This window comes from Pseudoduganella sp. (assembly GCF_041914865.1).
Lineage (GTDB): Bacteria > Pseudomonadota > Gammaproteobacteria > Burkholderiales > Burkholderiaceae_D > Rugamonas.
In genome coordinates, this window is the sequence record NZ_JAYSCO010000011.1 from 65,140 (window position 1) to 89,575 (window position 24,436).

The window sequence follows — 24,436 nt, forward strand, 5'->3', positions numbered from 1 at the left end:
TTACTCCCAATGGGTCTGGGTCAGGAACTTGAGCCGGTTCTGGTCCGGGTCGCGTACGGACATCATGCGCAGGTCGGGCCCGAGGTCGTTGTTGGGGGCGGCCTCCACCGTCACGCCGTAGGCGAGGAAGTCGTCGAACAGCGCATCCACGTCCGCTACGTAGAAGTGTACCAGCCCGCCGGGCTGGCAATCGCCCGCATGCTCGCTCAGGAAGATTTCCATGCCGTCGAAGGCCATGGCCGCGAACAGCGGCAGGCCCGGCTCGAACTGGTGCGTCCACTGCTCGCGGAAGCCCAGCGATTCATAGAATGGCTTGCTGGCGGCGTAACTGGCCACCCGCAGGGCCGGCACCACGCGCTGCATCTCGCGTTTCACGCCCATGCACGTCTCCCTGTAGGAATTACCCTGCAGGGAGTGTACCTCAATGCTTCTGCGCGATCATGTTCGACAGGACGCTGAAGGCGGCGCCCGTGTGTTCCTTCTCGAGCAGCAGGGTGAGTTCGGTGTGCGTGGAGATCAGGTTGATCAGGTTGACCTTGTCCCACGCCAGCTTTTTCAGGATGGCGTGGTAGATGCCGGGCGTGCGCCAGGAATCGGCGGTCAGCTGCAGCGTCACCGCGTTCAGGTTCTCCAGCCGCGCCAGCAGGCGCTCGCTGGCGAACAGCTGCTCGACGAGGCCGATGAACGGCCGGCTGCACACCACCATCACCTCTTCGCTGCCGCGCGTCACGGTCAGGTACAGGCCGTGGCCGGTACCGGCGCGTTCCAGCAGCAGGCGGTGGCATTCGTCGATGCGGTCCGAGCGGCGGAAGGTGAATTCAACCAGATCCGTGCGTGCTGTCAGCTGGCCCGATTGCTGGGCCAGCACCAGTTCCTGCGTTTCCTTGTCGGGCAGGCGTTCGGCCACGCGGCGCAAGGCCATGACCACGGCCGCCTGGCCGACCGGCTTCCACAGGTCGTTCTGGAGCTGCGGCTGCAGCTGGCGCGCCAGTTCCGACAAATTGATCAGGCCACGGCGCAGCCCTTCGCTCAGGAAGGGCGACTCCGTGACGATCCTTTCGACTTTGGTAGATATGGACAACATGAGTGATTGCGCCCTCACTGAGTAATACGTCGTACGAATGACGGGCTAGTGTAAAACGCAAAATTCAACTAGTGCAACGTTGACGTGACAATTAGATACATATTTGTGTTGCATCAAACACGAAACTAGAAAAAGCCCTCTATTTCGTTGTAACTACCCTACATCACCAGCCAATCGTGCGCCTTCTTTATGCAAGCCACGCTAGCTCAGCAGGTAGCAAGATGTAATCAATTGTCTCAAAATGGACAAAAATTTTTAATCTGACTTTTTTTATAAGTTTTTTGACTTGCAAAAAAAAGAGGCATAACTTCCCGCTCTCCAATCCACCTCACACGCTCAAGGAGAGCCGATGAAACTTCGCAAAAGCCTGCTGGCCGCAGCCATTGCCGCCCTGCCCTTCGCCCCTGCCGTTGCTGGTCCCCTGCCGGATGCCCTGATGGCCGCGCCAGCGCAGCCTATGAGCGTGGAGGCCAAAGCCAGCCTGTCCGCGCGCCTGGACGCGCGCCGCGCCGCTGCCGGCCTTGACAGCGAACATGGCTACGCGCTGCGCGACCAGCACCCCGGCGCCAACGGCCAGCGCATCGCGCGCGCGGCGCACACCTTCCAGGGCCTGCGCGTATTCGGCTCGGAATCGGTGGTGGTCACCGACGAAAACGGCGACATCATCAGCGAGTCGGCATCCGACCGCCGCAACGGTCTCGATGCCTCGCGCGCCGCCAAGGCCGCAGGTAAAGGCGCGCCGGACACCACCCCGGCCTTCAACGCGGAAGAAGCGATCCGCATCGCCATGTCGCGCGCCGGCGCTTCCGGCGCCGTGCACCGCTGGAAACCGGAAGCGGAGCTGCTGATCTGGCCGGTGGTGAAAACCGTGCGCACCAAGGAAGCGGCCAACAAGCCCGAAAGCAAGCTGAATGCGCTCGACCTGGAAGAAGTGGTCGACCACTACGAGCTGGCCTACCTGGTCAAAACCCGCCTGTCCAAGGACAAGAAGCCGATCTACCGCGACACCGTGCTGAACGCCACCACCGGCGCCGTGATCCAGCAATGGGACGCGCTGCAGACCGTGGTCGGCACCGGCAATAGCCAGTACAACGGCCAGGTGCCGATCAGCACCTCGCTGTCCGGCTCCACCTACCGCATGCTGGACTCCACGCGCGGCACCGGCGGCCAGTTCGGCGGCATGGCCATCACCAACGCCAACCACGCGCCCGAATCGAACCCGACCCCGGGCCAGATCTACACCAACAGCACCAACACCTGGGGCGACGGCCAGCAGTACATCAGCGGCGGCAGCACCACCAACGCCAACGGCCAGACCGCTGCGGTGAACGCGCTGTGGGGCCTGATGAACACCTACGACACGCTGAAGAACGTGCTGGGCTGGTCTTCGCTGGACGGCAACAACACCGCCACCTATATCGCGGTGCACGTCGACAACAACTACGACAACGCCTTCTTCGACCCGGGCTGCAAGTGCATGTACATCGGCGACGGCGGCACCATGTTCTACAACCTGGGTTCGATCGACGTGATCGGCCACGAAATGGGCCACGGCGTGATCGACGCCACCTCCAACCTGACCTACTCCGGCGAGTCGGGCGGCCTGAATGAATCGAACTCGGACATCATCGGCGAAGTGGTGGAAGCCTACGCGCGCGCCGGCGGCACCGGCAACACCATCCCGCTCACCGGCAACGACTGGATGACCGGCAAGGAAATCAGCCGCAGCGGCAACCCGCTGCGCTGGATGTGGAAGCCGTCCAAGGACGGCAAGTCGAAAGACGCCTGGAGCAGCACCCTGGGCAGCCTGAACGTGCACTACTCCTCGGGCCCGAACAACCGCATGTTCTACTTCCTGTCCAAGGGCTCCAACTCAAACTCGTCGAGTGAGATGTACAGCTCCTACCTGAACAAGCAGCCGCTGGCGATGACCGGTATCGGTACCGACAAAGCCTTCCGCATCTGGTTCAAGGCAGCGACCACCAAGTTCACCTCCTCCACCAACTACGCCACCGCGCGCGCCAAGGTGCTGGAAGCGGCCGAACAGCTGTACGGCGTGAACAGCCCGGAAGCCATTGCAGTCAAGCGCGCCTACGCGGCGATCAACGTCGGCACCGACGTCGACGAAGCAGGCGTGCCGGGCGGCGTGACCATCACCACCCAGCCGAACAACGTGACCGTGGCAGCCGGCGGCACCGCCACCTTCAGCGTGGCGGCATCGGGCGGCACCGCGCCGTACAGCTACAAGTGGTACCGCAACGGCACCCAGGTCAGCGGCGCCACTTCGGCCACCTACTCCTTCACCGCGCAGGCAGCGGACAACGGCGCTGTCTTCAACGCCGTGGTCAGCGACTCCTCCTCGCCGGTGAAAACCGCCACCTCCAACAACGCCACCCTGACCGTCGGCACCACGCCGCAGAACGAGCTGGTGGTGAACGGCGGCTTCGAGTCGGGCACCTCGCCATGGGCCGGCAGCACCGGCGTGATCGGCAACTACAGCGGCCAGACCGCGTATGAGGGCACGCGCTTCGCCTGGCTGGGCGGCAACGGCAGCACCGCCACCGAAACCCTGTACCAGACCGTGTCCATCCCTTCCACCGCGACCACGGCCAACTTCTCGTTCGCGCTGCACATCGATACCGCGGAGACGGGCAGCACCGTGTACGACAAGCTGGTGGTGACCGTGAAGAACAGCGCCGGCACCACGCTCGGCACCCTGGCCACCTACAGCAACGTGAACGCGGCTTCCGGCTACCAGATCCGCAGCTTCAACCTGCTGCCGTACAAGGGCCAGAGCGTGCGCCTGCACTTCAACATGACGGAAGACTCGTACCTGCAGACTTCCTTCGTGGTCGATAAGGTCAGCCTGCAAGTGCAATAAGCTGCAGTAAGTTTTACTCCCCGCCGGTATGCGGCTATCGTCATCCTCCAATACGATAGCTGCATAACCGGCTTTTTTGCGTCCCTGCAGTGCTATGATGACCGCCTTGTTTTATAAGGAGGCGGTATGGGCGCAGGTATTGGCATTGGCATTGGCGGCAAGACGATGGAAGAGGCACTGGCAACCCTGTCGGACATGACAGCAGGCGCCACCCCGATCAGCAAGGAAGAACACCTGGCGCGCATCGCCAGGGCGCAGACCTATATGCGCCAGCACGGCATCGCCGCCATCTACATCAACGCCGGCTCCAGCCTGCTCTACTTCACCGGCACCAAGTGGTACCCGAGCGAGCGCATGGTGGGCGCCATCCTGCCGGCCAGCGGCCCGGTCGAGTACATCGCTCCCGCTTTCGAGGAAGACACGCTGAAGGACTTCATGCTGGTGGAAGGCGCGGTCAACTGCTGGCATGAGCATGAAAGCCCGTACGCCCTGTTCATCGCCGTGCTGAAGAAGATGGGCATTGCGCCCGACACCGCGCAGGCGCCGCGCATCGGCATCGACGAAAGCGCCGCCTTCTTCATCTTCGACGGCATCCGCCCGCTGGCCGAAGGCTATGCACTGGAAAACGCGCGCCCGGTCACCGCGCACTGCCGCACCCGCAAGTCCAAAGCCGAAATCGCCCTGATGCAGCGCGCCAAGGACATGACCCTGGCGGTGCACATCGCCACCGCCAGCATCCTGCGCGAAGGCATCACCACCACCGAAGTGGCGGAATTCATCGACAAGGCGCACCGCAAGGTGGGCGCGCCGGCCGGCTCCTACTTCGTGATCGTGCTGTTCGGCGTGGCCAGCTCCTTCCCGCACGGCGTGAGCTATGTGCAGACGCTGAAGCAGGGCGACACGGTGCTGATCGATACCGGCTGCAAGCTGCACAACTACATCTCCGACATCACCCGCACCTATGTGTACGGCACGCCGAGCGAGCGCCAGCGCGCCGTGTGGAACGCGGAGAAGGCGGCGCAGCTGGCCGCTTTCGAGGCAGCGCAGCTGGGCGTGCCGTGCGAGGAAGTGGACCTGGCCGCGCGCCGCTCGCTGCAGGCGGCCGGCTTCGGTCCGGAATACAAGCTGCCAGGCCTGCCGCACCGCACCGGCCACGGCATCGGCCTCGACATCCATGAATGGCCTTACCTGGTGGGCGGCGACAAGACCCCGCTGGAAGTGGGCATGACCTTCTCCAACGAGCCGATGATCGTGGTGCCGGGCGAATTCGGCGTGCGCCACGAAGACCACTTCTACATGTCGGAAGAGGGACCGCGCTGGTTCACCCAGCCGTCCCACTCGATCGACGATCCGTTCGGCCTGGCGGCCTGATCAGTTTGCTTTGGGAGCGCCGGTGAAGTTCAGGGAAGGCAGTTCCTTCTGGGCTTCATCCGCGCTCACCAGCTCAGGGATCACGCGGCCAACCAGCAGGCCCATTTGCACTTTGGTGCGCACGTATTTGATTTCGCCTTTATCCAGGACGAAGGTCAGGTTGTTGGTGGCTTCGGTGCTGGTGCTTGCCTCGTGCTTGCCGGCGTTGGCATCGACGTAGAAATAGCCGCCCGGGGTCGAATCGCCGACCACCGCGCCGTCCAGCTTGATGGATGGGCGCACGGCACCGCCGACGAAGCTGTCGACGCGGTAGAAGTAGACGCGGCCTTGGTCGGCAGCCAGCTTCGGCGTCAGCGCTTCCTGTTGCGCGAATTTAGGGCCGGTAGCGGCGCAACCAGTCAGCACTACAGCTGCGGCAAGCGCCGCCAGGGATGCAAATTTCATTGGAAATCCTTAAGGGTTGAAAGAAAGCGGCACCGGCTTTTGCGGCGAGAACGCCCCCTCCGCCGGCAGGTAAAAGCCCACCAGCTTGCCGTCTTTGACGACCAGCCAGGCTTCGTGGATATGGCTGCCCTCCACCGTCAGCACATGCTTGTACGGCCGCAGCACATCGCCTTGCGGCACCTGGCCGACGCGGGTCCATTGGCTGCCTTGCATGAGCGTGCGCTCGTAGCCGGTCTCCAGGCGCAGCGGCACGGCGACGGCCAGCGTCAGGCGGCTCTCGGCCGCGACAGGGGTCATGCTGGTTGGCTGGTGGACGACAGCGCAGCCGCACAGCAAAGCGGCGGCCAGCAGGTAGCAGGTAGGCTTTAACTTCATGGTGGCAGCATGATACCCGCTACCGCACACGCCAACTCTCACACATTTCCACCATTAGACGGAAGGCTCGAATTCCGAAAGGCACTGTGCTATTGTTGGGCGCTTCCAACTGACCAGACACCAAGATGTTCCGATTTTCCCCAGGGCGCCAAGCCATCGGCCTGGCCTTTGCGGCCGCCCTGTGCGCCGCGCCTTTCGCCCCCCTCGCCGCCCACGCCCAAGCACAGCCCCAGGCCACTTCGCAAGCCGAACGCGCGTTCCAGCGCGGCGCGCCGCTGCCCGCCTGGGTCGACCGGCTGGCCGTGCTGCCGGCGCCGGTCAAGGGCGAAACGGCCAGCATGCGCTTCTCCGACCTGCAGATCCATGTCGGGCAGACCACCAGCTACTACGTGCGGCGCGCCGCCATTGCGCACCAGCCGTCCGGCCTGGAAAGCCTGGCGCAGATCCCGATCGACTTCCAGCCCGAGTACCAGCGCCTGTACCTGCACAAGGTGGCGATCCACCGCGGCGGCCAGGTGATCGACAAGACCGCCAGCGCCGACATCCGCTTCCTGCAGCGTGAGCGCAACCTGGAGAACGGCATCTACGACGGCTCGGTCACGGCGCAGATCGTGGTGAGCGACCTGCGCATCGACGACACGCTGGAATACGAATACACGACGGTCGGCCAGAACCCCGTCTTCGGCCAGCACGTGCTGCAGGACGGGCACTGGGACAACGGATTCCCCAACGCCTACCGCCGCATCATCCTGGACATGCCGGCCGAGCGCTTCATCAACTACCGCCTGGTGGGCGCGGCCGAGGACAGGATGCCGCGCCAGTCGGCCCAGTACAAGGACGGCCGGCGCATCATGCGCTTCGAGGAACGCCAGCTGGAGCCGGTGCTGCTTGAACAGTACGCGCCGGACGATGTGGAACAGGCGCGCTGGATGCAGTTCTCCGACTTCGCGGACTGGGCCGCCGTCAACAGCTGGGCGCTGGAACTGTTCGGCGCGCGCACCGCGCCCGGCGTGCTGGACGCGCCGCTGCGTGCAGCGCGCGCCGCCAAGACCAGGGAAGAACAGGTGGCCAAGGTCCTGGACTATGTGCAGAACGAGATCCGCTACCTGTCGGTCTCCATGGGCGAGAATTCGCACCGTCCCTTCCCGCCGGCCCAGGTGCTGGAGCGCCGCTACGGCGACTGCAAGGACAAGAGCCTGCTGGCCGTATCGATGCTGCGCGCGCTCGGCATCGAAGCCTATCCGGTGCTGGTCTCGACCACGACCCACAAGGGCCTGGCCAACGTGCTGCCCTCGCCGCTGGTGTTCAACCACGCCATCGTGCAGGTTGTGCTGGACGGGAAAACCTACTACCTGGACCCGACCCGGCGCGGCCAGTACGGCAAGCTGCAGGCCATGGGCCAGTCGCACGCCGGGCGCCAGGTGCTGGTGGTGAAGCCGGGCACGCAAGGCCTCAGCACCATCCCGGCGGCCGCCCCGCACACGCTGCTGAACCGCCGCAGCGAGCGATTCACCGTGACGGCGATGGACAAGCCGGCCGAGCTGGTGCAGCGCAGCGAGATGTCGGGCGTGACGGCCGAGGAGATGCGCGTCGCCGTGGCCGGCATGAGCAAGCAGGAGCTGCGCAAAGCCTACGAAGGGGGCATGGCGCGCCGCTATGCGGAAGCGCAGCTGCAAGGCGAGATCAAGCTGGAGGACGACCGTATCAACAACACCTATGCGGTGGAAGTGCGCTACAGCGTGCCGAACCTGTTCAGCGACATGCGCAACGGCGAAGGCTGGACCATGCAGTACCTGCCCGGCAACCTGACCGAAGTCTTCGCCCCGCCCGGCGCGCCCAAGCGCAAGCATGCGCTGGCCGTGCCGGCCTACCCGGGCAATGCGGAATACGACCTGGTGCTGCGCCTGCCCGATGCCTTCAACATCACGCCGGGCAAGGTGCAGCGCGACCTCGACGACAGCGCCTTCACCCTGCAGCGCAAGCTGGAAGCGGCGCGCAACAACATCCACGTCAACCTGCAGCTGGCCACCAAGGCCGACCGCGTGCAGCCGGCCGACATGACGCAGCACGCGCGCAACCTGCAGCAGTACAACGAGCTGATTTCGGGCGCGCTGAATGCGTTCAAGTCCGACATGCAGGGCGCGGCGCAGGCGCCGGCCACCGCGCAGGCGGCGCCGGCCCCGGCGCTGACCGAGGAGGAGCGCATCGGCGCACTGGTCACCAGCACCACCCGCGCCATCGCCAGCGCGGAGACCGGCGGCCGCGATCCGGTGCCGGCCCTGTGCGAACGCGCCGTGGCCCTGGCCTGGCTGGGACGGCGCGAGGAAGCGCTGAAGGACGCCAACCGCGCCGTGCAGCTGCAGCCAAGCTCCAGCCTGGCCCTGCGCTGCCGCGCCGACGTGAACTTCACGCTGGGCCGCTTCAAGGAAAGCGAGGCCGATTTCAGCAAGGTCATCGCGCGCGGCGCCGAAGAGGCGGAAGTGTTCCAGGCGCGCGGTCTCGCCAGCCTGTACCAGGAGAAGCTGGCGCCGGCGCAGGCGGACTTCCGCTATGCGATGACGCACCACGAAGACCGCACCGAGCAGGCGCGCGCCGCCGTCTGGCTGCAGCTGGCCGGCGGCAAGCCGGCCGGCGCGGCGACCGGACAGGCAGCCGACGCGGCCTGGCTGGGCGAAGTGCGCTCCATGCTGGACGGTAAAACCGATCCGGAGCAGCTGATCACGCACGCCACGCGCAATGTCGCCAGCGGCATCGAGGCGCGCCTGGTGGAGACCTATTTCTATATCGGGCGCCACCTGCTCGCCAGCGGGCAAAAGATCAAGGCAAAAACCTACTTCCAGCGCGCGGTCAACAAGCGCCTGCTGGACAATCCATACCACGTGGCGGCGCAGCACGAGCTGGCGCGCCTTTGAGAGACGGGAATAGCGTGAAACTGAACCATTTATCCGGTGCGCTGCTGCTGGCGCTTGCCGCAGCGGCTGCACCGCACGCCGCTGCCGCCGGCGATTCGCAGGCCGCCTTGCGCGCCGCTATCGAAGCGACCGATGCCGCCGCCAGGGCCGCCCGGCAAGCGCCCTCCTACCAGCAGGACCTGTTCGACATCATGTTCGGCCTGCCCTTCTATGAAGGCCTGGCCTATGCCAAGCTGCCGCCCGGGAAAGCAGCCCTGCGCGACTATTATGTACGCAAGGTGTCCAAGCAGGACCTGACCCAGCGCATGGTGCCCGGCATGCAGGCCATCGTGCCGCCCGTGCTGGCGGCGCAGGTGGCGGCATCCATGCGCGAACCGGCCTACCGCAAACGCGTACGGCTGCAGGTCGCGGCGAAAACCGGCGCCGGCCAGGCAGGCGAGCAGCTGACGCCGGATGAACTGGCAATCCTGAACCGCATCGACAATGCGCAGTCCAGCAAGGACTTTGTGGCGCTGATGCCGCAGCTCTCCGAACTGGTGCGCATCCAAGTGAGCGCATCACGCGAAGAGATCGAGATCCAGCTGGCGCGCGAGGCCCTGGAGGCCATCGAACATACCCAGCGCGAGATCGAGAAAGTCAGCGAAACCGGGCAGCCGGTGGCGATCCGCACCATCGGCGTCGAACCGTGGGACCAGATCATCCGTGCCATTGGCGACAGCACGCTCGGCATGGCGCTCGCTTTCTACCGCTTCAACCAGGAACTGGACAGGCTCGATTACCACCGGCAGCTCAAGGCATCCGGCCTGGTCCAGCGCCATCACTACAGCGAAGCTTCCGTCTTGGTGGACAAGGCGGAAGACGCACTGGCCGCCACCCTGAAGGACCTGGACCAGGTCATCAAGCAGCGCGAGGCGGGAATCAGCCAGAGCGAATTCGCCGCCCAATCCAAATTCCGCGCCAAGCTCGACGACGCGACCGCCAGCCTGTACACCTTTGCCGGCGACCTGGGCGAGTGCTACCGCAGCATGTTCGCCGCCCAGCGCCAGATGATCGCCTTCCTGCAGGAGCGCAAAGGCGCTGCCCGGATGGAGGGCGAAACCATCGTATTTGACGACGACGCCAGCGCCGCCGCCATGAACGAAATATTCAAACGCATCGTCACGGCCGCGCAGCAGGTGCAGGCGCTGGTCGAACGCCAGACCGCGCGCGAAAACGCGGAAATGGAGAAGGCGCGCAGCAGCCTGAAAAAATCCGGCTAATACGGCGGCTTCACGGCCGCTTCATACGGCCCGCACAGTCGCACCGTACTGTGCGGGCCATGGACAATTTCATTTCCCTCCCACGCGCCCTGGGCGCCTACCTGGCGGCGGTCAGCATTGCCGCCCTGCTCTTCACCCTGCCGCGCTTCACGCCCGCCACGCTGGTGCTGGCGTGGATACTGGCCTTTGTGGCGGCCCTGCTGCCGTACGCTGCCGGCATCGCCTATGCCAACTGGCGCGCGATCCGCAGCTGGCGCTTTTTCCTCGGCGGCGGCGCCGCGACGGCGCTGCTGTATGCCCCGCTGCTGGCGGCCATCCACCGGCCGGCGCACTTCTTCGGATTGTTGCCATGGCTACTGCTGTCAGGCCTGGCAGCCGGGGCGGTCGCGCGCTGGCTTGTGATAAAGTCGCCGCACAATGAAGATACTGATCCTGTTATTCAGCGCGCTGCTCGTGGCCGCGCTGCTCGGCGACCGACTGCGTCAGTGGCGCGGTGCGCGCCGCAATGAACGCGGCGCCTGCGCGCTGTGCGCCGCTGAAATCAAATGGAATACCTACGAGGAGCTGCCGCTTGCCAGCGGCGGCGGCGCGAAAATGCGTGTGTGCCAGCGCTGCCATGCGCGCCATTATAAGATCAAGTGGACAGCGTTGGCGCTGATCGTGCTGGGATTCGCCGGCGCCGTGTACATCCTGGCTGCGGCCTGACCGCCGCTTCACACTGAACGCACACTGGCCCGCTACAGTGCGGGCCATGGAAAACACCATCACCCTGCGCCGCGCTTGCCCGGCATTCCTGGCCGCCGTCACGGCCGCTGCAACGTGGAGCGGCATTTGCGGCATGCTGCTGGCCGGCATTCCGCCGCTCCCGGGCGCACTGTACGTATTCGGCTTCGCCTGGCTGCTGGCTGCGGCCGGCGGCATCCTGCCCTTCGCCCTGGGCATCCACGTAGCCAACCGGCTCGGCATACGTCACTGGGCGTACTTCACCGTTGGCGGCATGCTGGCCGCACTGACCGCACTCGGCGTGCTGTTTGGCGTTGACGCCTATGCCTGCGAGGACGAGCCGCCAATCCTGCCGGCCGACCTCGTCCTGCATGTCGCCATCAGCGGCGCCATTGCGGGCGCCGCCTGCTGGCAGGTGCTGCGCCGTCAGGAACGCTTGGAGACCAGCGTCAGGATGTCGTAGCTGGCCACCAGCTCGTCGTTCTGGTTGGTCACCTGCACATCCCACGCCACCACGCCCTGGCCGCGCCCTTTGTCGTCGGTACGGTTGCGGTCGACCTTGCGCTTGCAGGTCAGGCGCGCGCGGATGGTGTCGCCGATCGCCACCGGGGTGATGAAGCGCAGGTTGTCCAGGCCGTAGTTGGCCAGCACCGGGCCCGGCGCCGGCGACACGAACAGGCCCGCCGCGGCCGACAGCACGAAGTAGCCGTGCGCAATGCGCTTGCCGAACTGGGTGTCCTTGGCCGCGATCTCGTCGAAGTGCATGTAGAAGTAGTCGCCCGAAATGCCGCCGAAGTTGACGATATCGGCCTCGCTCACGGTGCGGCGATGGGTCAGCAGCGAGTCGCCGATCTGCAGGTCCTCGAAGCACTTGCGGAACGGGTGCACATCGCTTTCCTTAACCGCGCCGCCGCGCACGTACTCGCCGGTGATGGCGCCCAGCATGGTCGGCGAGCCCTGCACCGCCGCGCGCTGCAGGAAGTGGCGCACCGCGCGGATGCCGCCCAGTTCTTCGCCGCCGCCGGCGCGGCCAGGACCACCGTGCTTCAGCTGCGGCAGCGGCGAACCGTGGCCGGTGGAATCGACCGCTGCCTCGCGGTCCAGCACATGCACACGGCCATGCGAGGCGGCCGCGATCGGCACCGCATAGGCGGCGGTGGCCGGGTCCTTCGTCACCAGGGTCGAGACCAGCGAGCCTTTGCCGCGCGCGGCCAGTTCCAGCGCCTCGTCGATGCCGTCGTAGGTCATCATGGTGCTGACCGGGCCGAAGGCTTCCACATCGTGCACGGCGTCGTTGCTCAAGGCGTTGCGGCACATCAGCAAAGTCGGCGCGAAGAAGGCGCCGTTTTCCACGCCCTGGCCCACCAGCTTCAGCGCGCCGGCGCCGCCGAACAGGATCTCGTTGCCCTGCGCCAGCTGCGCCACGCGCTCGGCCACGTCGCGCTGCTGGTCCTTGGAAGCCAGCGCGCCCATGCGCACGCCTTCCACCGACGGGTCGCCCACCACCACCTTGGCCAGGCGTTCGCGCAGCTTCTCGGCCACCGCGTCGGCGTGCTGGCGCGGCACGATGATGCGGCGTACGGCGGTGCATTTCTGGCCGGCCTTGGTGGTCATCTCGCGCTGCACTTCCTTCACGAACAGGTCGAACTCGGGGTCGTCCGGCGTGACGTCCGGCGCCAGGATGGCGCAGTTCAGCGAGTCGGCTTCGGCGGTGAATGGCACCGAGTTGGCGATGATGTTGCGGTTGGAGCGCAGCTTGGCGGCGGTGTCGGCGGAACCGGTGAAGGTCACCACGTCGGCGCCGCCCAGGCGGTCCAGCAGGTCGCCGGTGCTGCCGATCACCAGCTGCAGGGCGCCTTCCGGCAGCAGGCCGGAATCGTTGATCATGCGGATCAGCGCTTCGGTCAGGTAGGAGGTGGCGCTGGCCGGCTTGCCGATGCAGGGCATGGCCGCCAGGAAGGATGGCGCGAACTTCTCCAGCAGGCCCCAGATCGGGAAATTGAAGGCGTTGATGTGCACCGCGATGCCGCCGCGCGGCACCAGGATGTGGGTGCCGGAGAAGCCGCCGCGCTTGCCCAGCGCCATGGCCGGGCCTTCATGCAGCACGTTGGACGACGGCAGCTCGCGGCTGCCCATACTGGCGTAGGCGAACAGGGTGCCGATACCGCCTTCCACGTCGACCCAGCTGTCCGGGCGGGTGGCGCCGGTCAGGTGCGAGATCGCGTACAGCTCTTCCTTGCGCTCCATCAGGTACATGGCGAGGGCCTTCAGGCGCTGGGCGCGGGTCTGGAAGTCCAGCTTCATCAGCGCCGGGATGCCGGTCTTGCGGCCGTAGTGCACGGCTTCGGCGAAGTCGATCTGCTCGGCGTGGGTGTGGTAGATGACGCGGTTGTCCAGGGCGCTGTGCAGCGCGGTGGCGGCTTCCTTGCCTTGCCAGCGGCCGCCGATGAAGCTTTGCAGGGTGTGTACCATTTCGTAGTCTCCGTTATTTATTCTCGAATGCTTGCTTATGCAGGTGCATCGGCAGCGAACTTTCCCAATCCATACGCGGACGGTCCGGCGCCGCCTCGGTATCGGGTTGGCACTCGCGCATGGTCTGCGCCGAGCGCACCGCCAGCTCGTGGTACTGGTGGGTGCCCGAGCCTTTCCATTTCAGTTCCGTGTCCGTCACTTCGCGCAGGATGCGCGCCGGGGCGCCGACCACCATGCTGCGCGGCGGGATCTGCATGCCGGCCTTGACGAAGGCCGCGGCGCCAATGATGCTTTCGGCGCCGACCACGGCACCGTCCATCACCACCGCATTCATGCCGACCAGCGCATTGCGGCCGATGCGGCAGCCGTGCAGCACGGCGCCGTGCCCGATATGGCCGTCCTGCTCCACCACGGTGTCGCCGCCGGGGAAGCCGTGCATCACGCAGGTATCCTGCACGTTTGCGCCCTCCTCCAGGATCAGGCGGCCGAAATCGCCGCGCAGCGATGCCAGCGGGGCGACGTAGCAGCGCGGGCCGACGATCACATCGCCGATCAGCACTGCGGTCGGGTGCACGTAGGCGGTCGGATGGACCACCGGGCGCACGCCGTTGATTTCGTAGCAAGGCATGGTCAGACCCGTTCAATCACGAGGGCGATACCCTGGCCGACGCCGATGCACATGGTGCACAGCGCGTAGCGGCCACCGGTGCGCTCCAGCTGGTTCAGGGCGGTGGTCACCAGGCGCGCGCCCGAGGCGCCGAGCGGGTGGCCGATGGCGATGGCGCCGCCGTTCGGGTTGACGCGGGCGTCGTCGTCGGCCAGGCCCAGGTCGCGCGTCACCGCCAGGCCCTGGGCGGCGAAGGCTTCATTCAGCTCGATCACATCCATCTGCCCGATGGTCAGGCCCAGCTGCGCCAGCAGCTTTTTGCTGGCCGGCGAAGGACCGAAGCCCATGATGCGCGGCGCCAGGCCGGCGGTGGCCATGCCCAGCACCTTGGCGCGTGGCTTCAGGCCGAACTTGTCCACGGCGGCGGCGGAGGCCAGCAGCAGCGCGCAGGCGCCGTCGTTGACGCCGGACGCGTTGCCGGCGGTGACCGTGCCATCCGGCTTGACCACGCCTTTCAGCTTGGCCAGCGCGTCGATGGTGGTGTCCGGACGCGGATGCTCGTCGGTGTCGACGATTTTCGGCTCGCCTTTCTTTTGCGGGATGGTGACCGGCACGATCTCGCCCTTGAAGAAGCCGGCCGCGTGGGCGGCCGCCCAGCGCTGCTGGCTGCGGATGGCGAAGGCATCCTGGTCGGCGCGCGCCACGGCCCATTGCTCGGCCACGTTCTCGGCGGTCTCCGGCATGGAGTCGATACCGTACTGCGCCTTCATCAGCGGATTGACGAAGCGCCAGCCGATGGTGGTGTCCTCGATCTTGGCACTGCGCGAGAAAGCGCTGTCGGCCTTGCCCATCACGAACGGCGCGCGGGTCATGCTCTCCACGCCGCCGGCGATCACCAGCTGTGCTTCGCCCGACTTGATGGCGCGCGCGGCGATGCCCACCGCGTCCAGCGAGGAGCCGCACAGGCGGTTGATGGTGTTGCCCGGCACTTCCACCGGCAGGCCGGCCAGCAGGCCCGCCATGCGGCCCACGTTGCGATTGTCTTCGCCGGCGCCGTTGGCGCAGCCGTAGTAGACGTCGTCCACCTGCTTCCAGTCCACGGAAGGGTTGCGCGCCATCAGGGCCGCGATCGGGATCGCCGCCAGGTCGTCGGCGCGCACGCCGGCCAGGGCGCCGCCGTAGCGGCCGAATGGGGTGCGCACGGCGTCGCAGATGAATGCTTCAGTCATTTCTGTTCCTTAGGTCGTTTGTCTACTACTCGTTTGGCTTTGCCGGTCGCGGTGCGCTCGATGCCGCCCACGCCCAGCAGGGTGACGGTGGTGCTTACGCCGACGTTGGTCTTGATGCGCTGTTCCAGTTCGCGCGCCACATCGCCCGCGTCGGAGCGGGCCAGGCCGGCGCGCAGCTCGACCAGCACTTCCAGCTTGTCCAGGTGGCCGTCGCGCGTCACCACCAGCTGGTATTGCGGCTCCAGCTTGGGCAGCTTGCAGATCTGTTCCTCGATCTGGGTCGGGAACACGTTCACGCCGCGGATGATCAGCATATCGTCCGAACGGCCGGTGATCTTGCCGATGCGGCGCATGGCGCGCGAGGTCGGCGGCAGCAGGCGCGTGAGGTCGCGCGTGCGGTAACGGATCACCGGCATGGCTTCCTTGCTGAGCGAAGTGAATACCAGCTCGCCTTCTTCGCCGTCCGGCAGCACCTCGCCGGTTTCGGGGTCGATGATCTCGGGATAGAAATGGTCTTCCCAGATCACCGGGCCGTCTTTCGATTCGATGCACTCGCTGGCCACGCCGGGGCCGATCACCTCCGACAGGCCGTAGATGTCCACCGCGTCGATGCCGGCGCGCTGCTCGATCTCGGCGCGCATGGCATTGGTCCATGGCTCGGCGCCGAAGATGCCGACTTTGAGCGAAGACCTGGCGCAATCGAGGCCCTGGCGCTGGAATTCCTCCACGATGTTCAGCATGTAGGACGGCGTGACCATGATGATGGACGGCTTGAAGTCCTGGATCAGCTGCACCTGCTTTTCCGTCTGCCCGCCCGACATCGGGATCACGGTGCAGCCCAGGCGCTCGGCGCCGTAGTGCGCACCGAGGCCGCCGGTGAACAGGCCGTAGCCGTAGGAGACGTGCACCATATCGCCCGCGCGGCCGCCGGCGGCGCGGATGGAACGCGCCACCACATCGGCCCACATATCGACGTCGCGCTGGGTGTAGCCGACCACGGTCGGGCGCCCGGTCGTGCCGCTGGAGGCATGCACCCTCACCACTTTCTCGCGCGGCACGGCGAACAGGCCGAAAGGATAGTTGTCGCGCAGGGTCTTCTTGTCTGTGAACGGGAACCTGGCCAGGTCAGCCAGCGACTTCAGGTCGCTCGGATGCACGCCCTTGGCATCAAAGGCTTCGCGGTAATGCGCAACGTTGTCGTAAGCGTGCTGCAGAGACCATTTCAGGCGCTCCAGCTGCAAGGCTTGCAGCTCGTCGCGGCTGGCGCGCTCGATCGGCTCCAAGTCGTTTGGTGCGGGGATGCGTTGAACCATTGGAAAACACTCCTTCAGCTATGCGTCGGAACCACCTCTCCGGACACGCGGTGCGATTTGCCGCGGAAAGTGGCGATCATCCTGCCCTCCTGGTTGGTGACGTTGACATCGTAGATGCCGGTCTTGCCGGCCAGCGTGCGCTCGACCGCTTCCGCCACCAGCACATCATCCAAACGGCCGGGGGCCAGGTAGTCGATCGTGCAGCCCGCGCCAACCGTCGTGTGGTTATGGCTGTTGCACGCGAATGCGAAAGCGCTGTCGGCCAACGCAAAGATAAAGCCGCCGTGGCAGGTCTGGTGCCCGTTCAGCATATCGACCCGCACCGGCATGCTCATGCGCGCATAGCCGGGGCGGATCTCTACCAATTTCATACCCAGGCCCTGACTGGCAGGGTCGCGCGCGAACATCGCCGCGCCGGCCGCCTCCGCCAGAGCCTGCGGATTCATCTTCGGGTTATGCATGGATGCTCTTCCCGCTTTGCTGGCGGCGGCGCAGCAGCGGCGACACGCGGTAGCGGTCCTCGCCGTAGCTGGCGGCCAGATTCTCCAGCACGGAGACGATATGCGGCACGCCCACCAGGTCGGCCCAGGCCAGCGGCCCGCGCGGGTAGTTGACGCCCTTCTGCATGGCCAGGTCGGCCGCCTGCGCGCTGCACACGCCCTGGTTGACCGCATCGGCCGCTTCATTGGCCAGCATGGCGACGGTGCGCATGACGGCCAGGCCCGGCACGTCGTCCAGGCGAGTCACGCTGAAGCCGGCCGCCTGGAACATGCCGATGGCGGCCTTCATGGCGCGCTCGCTGCACTGGTCCGAGCAGGCAATGGCAATGCGCGGTGAAGTGCCGTAGTCGAACACCAGGTCGTACACCACCATGTCGTCGTGCTTGTCGTCGCGCGCGCGCTGGGTGGCGCTGCGGCCGTCGGTCAGGTAGATGGCGGCGCCGTTGCAGTGGAAGGCCGGTGCCTCGTGCGAGCGGTGGCCCTCGGCGGAATTGCGCTTGGTGACGGTCACGCCGTGCGCTTTCAGCCGCTCGATAATGGCGGTGGCGATGCCCGTGTTCTGCTCGCCCGGTTCAAAGCTGTAGCCGATGTATTCCGGCAGCGGCTGCGGCGCTTCTTCGCGAGGCTGCGGCGCGGCGGCGCCTTCGCTGTAATCGTAGAAGCCCCGGCCCGACTTGCGGCCCAGGTAGCCGGCATTCACCATCTCCTGCTGCAGCACGGATGGGGTGAAGCGCGGGTCGTTGTAGTAGGCGCGGAACACGGATTCGGTGACGGAGTAGTTCACGTCATGGCCGATCAGGTCCATCAGCTCGAATGGCCCCATGCGGAAGCCGCCGCCTTCGCGCATCACGGCGTCGATGGTGGCGGCATCGGCGGCTTGCTCGTTCAGCAGGCGCCAGCCCTCCGCATAGTACGGGCGGGCGACGCGGTTGACGATGAAGCCGGGCGTGGACTTGGCGTGCACCGGGTTCTTGCCCCAGGCGATGGAGGTGTCGTACACGGTTTCCGCCACCGCGGCGTCGGTGGCCAGGCCGCTGATCACTTCCACCAGCGCCATCAAAGGCACTGGATTGAAGAAGTGCATGCCGACCAGGCGCTGCGGCTTGCGCAGCCTGGCGGCGATGGCGGTGACCGATATGGAGGATGTGTTGGTGGCCAGGATGGCATCGTCGGCGACGATGCCTTCCAGATCGGCGAACAGGCTGCGTTTGACGTCCAGGTTCTCGACGATGGCTTCCACCACCAGTTTGGCGTCGGCTACGTCGGCGAGGCCGGCCACGCCGCGCAGGCGGGCGCGCGCGGCGTCGGCATCGGCGGCCGTCATCTTGCCTTTTTCAACCAGCTTGCCGTACACCTTGCCGATATCGGCGATTGCCTTGTCCACCGCCTCGGCGCGGGTGTCGAACAGCTTGACCGTATAGCCGGACGCCGCCGCCACCTGCGCGATGCCGGAACCCATTGCCCCGCTGCCGATCACGGCAACGACACTGCCTTGCGCCAGAGCCGCCATGTTTATTCCCCTTTGAAGTTCGGTGCGCGCTTGTTGATGAAGGCGTCCACGCCTTCGCGGTAGTCGTGGCTGTAGCCCAGCTCGCGCATCATCTCGCCTTCCAGCTTGAGCTGGTCGGCCAGGGTGTTGCCATAGCTGGCTTGCAGGGCGCGCTTGGTGAAGGCCAGGCCCTTGGTCGGGGCGCTGGCGAAGTGCTTGGCCATGGCCATGGCTTCGTTCATCAGTTCTTCGTCGGGGACGGCTTTCCAGATCAGGCCCCATTGCTCGGCGCGTTCGGCGGACAGCTTTTCGCCCAGCATGGCGAGGCCGGTTGCGCGCGCGTGGCCGATCAAGCGCGGCAGGTGCCAGGTGCCGCCGGTGTCCGGGATCAGGCCCAGTTTGCAGAAGGCTTCGATGAAGCTGGCGGATTTGGCGGCGAGCACGATGTCGCAGGCCAGGGCCAGGTTGGCGCCGGCGCCGGCAGCCACGCCGTTGACGGCGCAGATGACGGGCATGGGGAGTTCGCGCAGGGCGAGGACCAGGGGGGCGTAGAATTTTTCGACGGATTCGCCCAGGTCGACGGCGGCGCCGCCGGGGGCGACGGCGCGGTCGCCCAGGTCCTGGCCGGCGCAGAAGCCGCGGCCGGCGCCGGTCAGCACCAGCACGCGCACCGACTTGTCGGCGCGCAGCTGCTGCAGGGCTTCGCGCACTTCCAGGTGCATGGCTTGCGTGAAGCTGTTCAGCTTATCGGGGCGGTTCAGGGTCAGGGTGGCGATGCCTTCCGTGATGTGGAATTTGATGTTCTCGTAGGTCAATTTTGTCTCCTTTTTTAAACCCGGTAAGGCGGGGTCAGACCCAAGGGTCAGACCCCGGTCTGCGACTGCCGCGTGCCAAGGGTCAGACCCTTGGGTCTGACCCTGGTTTACCGGGGTTGGGTTTATTCAGCCTGGTCGAAATCCACAACCACTTTATCCGTCACCGGGAATGCCTGGCAGCTCAGTACGAAGCCGCGTGCGATCTCGTAATCCTCCAGCGCGTAATTGACATCCATATCAACCTTACCCTCCACCATCTTGCAACGGCAGGTCGAGCACACGCCGCCCTTGCACGAATAGCGCATATCCAACCCAGCGCGCAGGCCCGCATCCAGGATCGACTCCTTATCCTTCTCCATCGTGAAGGAAGCCGCATTACCATCCATGATCACCGTCACTTCGGTCAGGTGCGGCGCCGAATCCACCACCGCGCGCGGCTTATGCTGGTGCTTCGGAATGCTCGCCGCAAACAGCTCGATCTTGATCGCCGACTTCGGCATGCCCGCCTCCTGCAGCGCAGCCGACACGCCCAGCATCATGTCCTCCGGCCCGCAGATAAAGGCATTGTCATAATCCTTGATATCCACCCAATGCTGCAGGAACTGCTGCGTCTTCTCTTTCGTGATACGGCCGTTGAACAGCTCAATATCCTGCTGCTCGCGCGACATCACATAGACGATATTCAAGCGCTCCAGGTAAGTATCCTTCAGCTCCATCAGCTCCGTCTTGAAGATCACCGACGACGACGCGCGGTTACCGTAGAACAGCGTGAAGCGGCTGTTCGGTTCCGTCAGCAGCGTGGTCTTGATGATCGACAGGATAGGCGTAATGCCGCTGCCAGAGGCAAAGGCCAGGTAGTTCTTGCTATGGCTCGCATCCAGCGGCACGTTGAAGTGCCCCATCGGCGGCATCACCTCGACGGTGGCGCCAGGTTTCAGCGTATCGTTGGCCCAGGTCGAGAACTGGCCGCCCGGCGTGCGCTTGATCGCCACGCGCAGCGCGCCGTCCTGCACTGCCGAGCAGATCGAATACGAACGGCGCAGGTCTTCGTTGTTGATCATGGCGCGCAGCGTCAGGTGCTGGCCCTGCTGGTACTTGAAGCTGTCCTGCAGTTCTGCTGGCACGGCAAAGGTGACGGCGATACAGTCGCGCGTTTCCTGCTGCACTTTGGCGACGGACAGTGGATAGAATTTGCTCATGGTGTCAGTGGCACTTGAAGTAGTCGAAGGGCTCGCGGCAATCGAGGCACTTGTACAGCGCCTTGCAGGGCGTGGAGCCGAACTGGCTGGTGATTTCGGTATGGCTGGAACCGCAGTGCGGACAGACGACTTTCGGCGCAGCCACCGCGCCACGCGCCACGCCGGCACGCAGCGCCTCGGGCGTGCCGGCGGCAGGCAGCGGCGCGTCGGCGCGGCGGACACCGGAGCGCAAGCCGCTGATATCGACCACGCGCTGCGCCGGCGGCGCGATGCCGTAGCCTTTCAGCTTGGCCTTGCCCGAGTCGCTCATCCAGTCCGTGGTCCACGCCGGCGACAGGCGGGTGATGATGTCCACCTGGCCGATGCCCGCGTCGTGCAAGGCGCCCTGTACCGCATCGGCAATCACCTGCATGGCGGGGCAGCCGGAATATGTCGGCGTGATAGTCACCGCGCACGAAGAAGGACCAGTCACCTGCACATCGCGCACGATGCCCAGGTCCACCACCGAGATCACCGGGATCTCGGGATCGGAAACCTGCTCCAGCAGGGCCCACACGCGCGCAGCGTCCATCACCACTCCGAACCGGGATAGGCGCGCTGCAGGAACTGCATCTCGGCCAGCAGGTAGCCCAGGTGCTCCGTATGGCGGCCTTGTTTGCCGCCCTTCTGCATCCACGCATCGGCCGGCGGCATAACGAGGGTCGCCTCGCCCAGGATATCGGACACATGCGACAACCACTGCTCGCGCAGGGCCGCGCTCGAAGGCGCCACGCCCTCGGCCACCATGGCCTCATCCACCGCGTCGTAGTTGAACATCTCGCCGGTGTACATCCACAGCTCATCGACGGCGGTCTGGGTGAAGCGCTTGCTGACCTCAGTGCCATCGCCCAGGCGCACAATCAGGTCGCCGCTGCGGCGCAGGTGGTAAGTCACTTCCTTGAGCGACTTCTCCGCGATTTCCGCAATGCGCGCATCGGAGGAACGCGTCAGCGCGCCGATCAGGAAGTAATGCCAGGTATCGAAGAAGAACTGGCGCACCAGCGTATGCGCATAGTTCCCGTTCGGCTGCTCCACCAGCAGCACGTTCTTGAAATCGTGCGCATCGCGCAGGTAAGCCAGCTTGTCCTCATCGCGGCCCTTGCCCTCTAGTTCCGCCGCATAGGTGTACCACATGCGGGTCTGGCCCAGCAGGTCCAGCGACACGTTGGACAGCGCCATATCCTCTTCCAGCGCCGGGCCCTTGCCGCACAACTCGCACAGGCGCTGGCTCAGCACCATGGCGTTGTCGCCCAGGCGCAGCAGGTAATTGACCTTGTTATCCATCGCAGCCGCGCCTTACAGGTTCTTCACTTCTTCCGGCATCGGGAAGAAGGTCGGGTGGCGGTACACCTTGCTGTTGGAAGGCTCGAACAGCGGCCCCTTGTCGGCCGGCGCGCTGGCAACGATATCGGAAGCGCGCACCACCCAGATGCTCACGCCCTCATTGCGGCGCGTGTACACATCGCGCGCGTTGTTGATCGCCATCTCCGCATCCGGCGCATGCAGGCTGCCCACATGCTTGTGCGCCAGCCCGTGCTGGCTGCGGATGAACACTTCCCACAGTGGCCATTCTTTGCTCATCTTGTCTCCTCTCAGGCCGCAGCCTGCTCCTTATTGTGTTTGTCGGCGTAGGCCACCAGCGCATCGCGGAACCACTCGCCATCTTCGTAAGCTTTGACGCGCGTGCGCAGGCGCTCGCGGTTGCACGGGCCGTTGCCCTTCAGGACATTGTGGAATTCATCCCAGTCGATTTCGCCGAAGTCGTAAGAGCCGCGCTCCTCGTTCCATTTCAGGTCCGGATCGGGGATGGTCAGGCCCAGGAATTCCGCCTGCGGCACGGTCTGGTCCACCATGCGCTGGCGCAGTTCATCGTTCGAGAACAGCTTGATGCGCCAGGCGCTCGACTGCGCACTGTTGACGGAAGCGGCGTCGGACGGGCCGAACATCATCAGCGAAGGCCACCACCAGCGGTTCAGCGCATCCTGCGCCATCGCCTTCTGCTCCGGCGTGCCCTTGGCCAGCGACATCATGATGTCGTAGCCCTGGCGCGCGTGGAAGGACTCCTCCTTGCAGACGCGGATCATGGCGCGCGAATACGGGCCGTAAGAGCAGCGGCACAGCGGGATCTGGTTGATGATGGCCGAGCCGTCCACCAGCCAGCCGATGGCGCCCATATCGGCCCAGCTCAGGGTCGGGTAATTGAAGATCGACGAATATTTGGCTTTGCCGCTGTGCAGGGCCGCCAGCAGCTCATCGCGCGACACGCCCAGGGTTTCGGCCGCGCTGTAGAGATACAGGCCATGGCCCGCCTCATCCTGGATCTTGGCCAGCAGGATCGACTTGCGCTTCAGGGTCGGCGCGCGGGTCACCCAGTTACCTTCAGGCAACTGGCCGACGATTTCGGAGTGGGCGTGCTGGGAGATCTGGCGGATCAGGGTCTTGCGGTAAGCCTCCGGCATCCAATCCTTCGGCTCGATCTTGATGCCGGCGTCAATGCGCGCCTGGAATTCGCGCTCCTGCGCGTCCATATCTTCTGCGGTCTGGACCTTTTTCAGGCCGGTTTCCACCATTTGTGCGTACATAAGGAGGGCCTCCTTGTTCGGGATAGACTCATAATACGATACAAAAACACGTTTGCAAACGAATTTTGTGTGTCATTTAAAAAATCTGTATCCAGATCAATGACAAGTATAGAATTAGTTCTATGCAAAAAAACCAGAACATCAATAGCTGGATAGAACAATTCCTGGCCGACGACCCGCCGCGCTCGAAATCGCTGGTGATGACCATTTTTGGCGACGCCATCGTGCCGCACGGCGGCATGGTGTGGACCGGCAGCCTGATCGAGCTGCTGGCCCCGTTCGGCGTGAATGACCGGCTGCTGCGCACGTCCGTGTTCCGGCTGGCGCAGGAAGGCTGGCTGGGCGCCCAGCGCGATGGCCGCCGCAGCTCGTACGCCATCACGCCGGACGCGATGCGCCGCTTCAGCCGCGCCTTCCGCCGCATTTACGCCCCGCTCACCGCCCACTGGAACGGCCAATGGACGCTGGTGCTTGCCGCCGACGGCCTGGACGCGCCCGCGCGCAGCCAGCTGCGCAAGGAGCTGCTGTGGGAAGGCTACAGCGTGATCGCCCCCGGCATCGCCGGCCATCCCGCCGGCGATATGGAAGCGCTGGAAGCCCTGCTCTCGCGCCTGGGGCTGCTGTCCAAAGTCTACGTGGTGCAAGCCACCGAAGTCCCCGGCCTGCGCGCGCGCCCGCTGGGCGACATGGTGGCCGAAGGCTGGGACCTGAGCGAGGTCATCGCCGGCTACGAGAAATTCGTCGCCCAGTTTGCAGGCTTGCCGGCCCTGCTGGCCGAGGCCGGCGCGATCGATCCCGAGCAGGCATTTGTGCTGCGTACCCTGCTGATCCACGCCTACCGCCGCGTGCAGCTGCACGACCCGCAGCTACCGGTCGAGCTGCTGCCCGAGCCATGGCCCGGCGCCCGCGCCTACGAACTGGCCAGCCAGCTCTACCGCCAGCTATATGCCAGCGCCGAGCAGCACATCCTCGCCGCCCTGCAGCGCGAAGACCCCAGCGCCCCCCAGCCCGAGCCCAGCTTCTACCACCGCTTCGGCGGCCTCCGCTGAACCACAAAATGTCCACTTCGGGGTCAGGAAGAAAGGTGGACATTTCTGCAGGAAATGTCCACCATTCTTGCTGACCCCCAAGTGGGCAATTGG

General features: G+C 65.4%; 24 protein-coding genes. 8 read left to right on the top strand and 16 right to left on the bottom strand.

Annotated elements, in window-relative coordinates; genetic code table 11:
- Together ACE3TQ_RS07865 and ACE3TQ_RS07870 are read right to left on the bottom strand one after the other, a co-directional pair.
- Positions 1-381, bottom strand: a complete 381-nt coding sequence (locus ACE3TQ_RS07865) for a glyoxalase superfamily protein (protein ID WP_374581483.1) — start codon at positions 379-381, stop codon at positions 1-3.
- 40 nt (positions 382-421) lie between these two features.
- Entirely contained in the window at positions 422-1,084 is a 663-nt protein-coding gene (locus tag ACE3TQ_RS07870) for a hypothetical protein (protein WP_374581484.1), read from the bottom strand.
- A 349-nt stretch (positions 1,085-1,433) separates the two neighbouring features.
- Here ACE3TQ_RS07870 and ACE3TQ_RS07875 point away from each other — a divergent pair, with 349 nt between their 5' ends.
- Together ACE3TQ_RS07875 and ACE3TQ_RS07880 are read left to right on the top strand one after the other, a co-directional pair.
- Positions 1,434-3,965, top strand: a complete 2,532-nt coding sequence (locus tag ACE3TQ_RS07875; RefSeq protein ID WP_374581486.1) for a M4 family metallopeptidase — start codon at positions 1,434-1,436, stop codon at positions 3,963-3,965.
- A gap of 126 nt (positions 3,966-4,091) precedes the next feature.
- Complete coding sequence (locus ACE3TQ_RS07880; RefSeq protein WP_374581487.1) at positions 4,092-5,336, top strand: M24 family metallopeptidase; 1,245 nt, start codon at positions 4,092-4,094, stop codon at positions 5,334-5,336.
- Here the strand turns inward: ACE3TQ_RS07880 and ACE3TQ_RS07885 are convergent, their stop codons facing one another.
- Together ACE3TQ_RS07885 and ACE3TQ_RS07890 are read right to left on the bottom strand one after the other, a co-directional pair.
- Entirely contained in the window at positions 5,337-5,780 is a 444-nt protein-coding gene (locus ACE3TQ_RS07885; protein ID WP_374581488.1) for a DUF2846 domain-containing protein, read from the bottom strand.
- Positions 5,781-5,789: 9 nt separating this feature from the next.
- Positions 5,790-6,155 (bottom strand): hypothetical protein, encoded by a 366-nt coding sequence (locus ACE3TQ_RS07890; RefSeq protein WP_374581490.1) that lies wholly within the window; start codon positions 6,153-6,155, stop codon positions 5,790-5,792.
- Positions 6,156-6,280: 125 nt separating this feature from the next.
- On the opposite strand from ACE3TQ_RS07890, the gene ACE3TQ_RS07895 reads away from it, so the two are divergent.
- Genes ACE3TQ_RS07895 through ACE3TQ_RS07915 form a run of 5 tightly spaced genes read left to right on the top strand, consistent with a single transcriptional unit; the run spans position 6,281 to position 11,512 of the window.
- Complete coding sequence (locus ACE3TQ_RS07895) at positions 6,281-9,067, top strand: DUF3857 domain-containing protein (RefSeq protein WP_374581491.1); 2,787 nt, start codon at positions 6,281-6,283, stop codon at positions 9,065-9,067.
- 14 nt (positions 9,068-9,081) lie between these two features.
- Positions 9,082-10,326, top strand: coding sequence for a hypothetical protein (locus tag ACE3TQ_RS07900; protein WP_374581492.1), 1,245 nt, complete (start codon positions 9,082-9,084; stop codon positions 10,324-10,326).
- Positions 10,327-10,385: 59 nt separating this feature from the next.
- Positions 10,386-10,835: a hypothetical protein gene (locus ACE3TQ_RS07905; RefSeq protein WP_374581493.1), complete on the top strand. Its 450-nt coding sequence runs from the start codon at positions 10,386-10,388 to the stop codon at positions 10,833-10,835.
- Entirely contained in the window at positions 10,780-11,031 is a 252-nt protein-coding gene (locus ACE3TQ_RS07910; protein WP_374581494.1) for a hypothetical protein, read from the top strand. The genes ACE3TQ_RS07905 and ACE3TQ_RS07910 overlap by 56 nt, the downstream gene beginning before the upstream one ends.
- Before the next feature lie 46 nt (positions 11,032-11,077).
- The gene (locus ACE3TQ_RS07915) at positions 11,078-11,512 is read left to right on the top strand and encodes a hypothetical protein (protein WP_374581495.1); all 435 of its coding nucleotides are present in this window, start codon (positions 11,078-11,080) and stop codon (positions 11,510-11,512) included.
- On the opposite strand, the gene paaZ is transcribed toward ACE3TQ_RS07915, so the two are convergent.
- The 12 genes from paaZ to paaA all read right to left on the bottom strand — a co-directional run bounded on the left by paaZ (position 11,476) and on the right by paaA (position 23,294).
- Positions 11,476-13,521, bottom strand: coding sequence for a phenylacetic acid degradation bifunctional protein PaaZ (gene paaZ, locus ACE3TQ_RS07920; RefSeq protein WP_374581497.1), 2,046 nt, complete (start codon positions 13,519-13,521; stop codon positions 11,476-11,478). The two genes, ACE3TQ_RS07915 and paaZ, sit on opposite strands and share 37 nt — an antisense overlap.
- A 13-nt stretch (positions 13,522-13,534) precedes the next feature.
- Positions 13,535-14,149: a phenylacetic acid degradation protein PaaY gene (gene paaY / locus ACE3TQ_RS07925; RefSeq protein WP_374581498.1), complete on the bottom strand. Its 615-nt coding sequence runs from the start codon at positions 14,147-14,149 to the stop codon at positions 13,535-13,537.
- A 2-nt stretch (positions 14,150-14,151) separates the two neighbouring features.
- Positions 14,152-15,357: a 3-oxoadipyl-CoA thiolase gene (gene pcaF, locus ACE3TQ_RS07930; protein WP_374581499.1), complete on the bottom strand. Its 1,206-nt coding sequence runs from the start codon at positions 15,355-15,357 to the stop codon at positions 14,152-14,154.
- Positions 15,354-16,670 (bottom strand): phenylacetate--CoA ligase PaaK, encoded by a 1,317-nt coding sequence (paaK, locus tag ACE3TQ_RS07935; protein ID WP_374581500.1) that lies wholly within the window; start codon positions 16,668-16,670, stop codon positions 15,354-15,356. The genes pcaF and paaK overlap by 4 nt, the downstream gene beginning before the upstream one ends.
- Positions 16,671-16,684: 14 nt before the next feature.
- A complete protein-coding gene (paaI, locus tag ACE3TQ_RS07940; RefSeq protein WP_374581502.1) occupies positions 16,685-17,131 on the bottom strand; it encodes a hydroxyphenylacetyl-CoA thioesterase PaaI in 447 nt (148 codons plus the stop codon).
- Complete coding sequence (paaH, locus tag ACE3TQ_RS07945) at positions 17,124-18,680, bottom strand: 3-hydroxyacyl-CoA dehydrogenase PaaH (protein ID WP_374581503.1); 1,557 nt, start codon at positions 18,678-18,680, stop codon at positions 17,124-17,126. The genes paaI and paaH overlap by 8 nt, the downstream gene beginning before the upstream one ends.
- A gap of 2 nt (positions 18,681-18,682) precedes the next feature.
- A complete protein-coding gene (gene paaG, locus ACE3TQ_RS07950; protein WP_374581504.1) occupies positions 18,683-19,474 on the bottom strand; it encodes a 2-(1,2-epoxy-1,2-dihydrophenyl)acetyl-CoA isomerase PaaG in 792 nt (263 codons plus the stop codon).
- Between the two features lie 122 nt (positions 19,475-19,596).
- Entirely contained in the window at positions 19,597-20,673 is a 1,077-nt protein-coding gene (gene paaE, locus ACE3TQ_RS07955; protein WP_374581506.1) for a 1,2-phenylacetyl-CoA epoxidase subunit PaaE, read from the bottom strand.
- Between the two features lie 4 nt (positions 20,674-20,677).
- Complete coding sequence (paaD, locus tag ACE3TQ_RS07960; RefSeq protein WP_374581507.1) at positions 20,678-21,244, bottom strand: 1,2-phenylacetyl-CoA epoxidase subunit PaaD; 567 nt, start codon at positions 21,242-21,244, stop codon at positions 20,678-20,680.
- A complete protein-coding gene (gene paaC, locus ACE3TQ_RS07965) occupies positions 21,244-21,996 on the bottom strand; it encodes a 1,2-phenylacetyl-CoA epoxidase subunit PaaC (RefSeq protein ID WP_374581509.1) in 753 nt (250 codons plus the stop codon). The genes paaD and paaC overlap by 1 nt, the downstream gene beginning before the upstream one ends.
- A 12-nt stretch (positions 21,997-22,008) precedes the next feature.
- The gene (paaB, locus tag ACE3TQ_RS07970; protein WP_057260923.1) at positions 22,009-22,293 is read right to left on the bottom strand and encodes a 1,2-phenylacetyl-CoA epoxidase subunit PaaB; all 285 of its coding nucleotides are present in this window, start codon (positions 22,291-22,293) and stop codon (positions 22,009-22,011) included.
- An 11-nt stretch (positions 22,294-22,304) separates the two neighbouring features.
- On the bottom strand, positions 22,305-23,294 hold the full coding sequence (gene paaA / locus ACE3TQ_RS07975) for a 1,2-phenylacetyl-CoA epoxidase subunit PaaA (RefSeq protein ID WP_374581510.1): 990 nt from the start codon (positions 23,292-23,294) through the stop codon (positions 22,305-22,307).
- 122 nt (positions 23,295-23,416) lie between these two features.
- Between paaA and paaX the strand changes: the two genes are divergently transcribed.
- Positions 23,417-24,343, top strand: coding sequence for a phenylacetic acid degradation operon negative regulatory protein PaaX (gene paaX / locus ACE3TQ_RS07980; RefSeq protein ID WP_374581513.1), 927 nt, complete (start codon positions 23,417-23,419; stop codon positions 24,341-24,343).
- Positions 24,344-24,436: the final 93 nt, after the last annotated feature.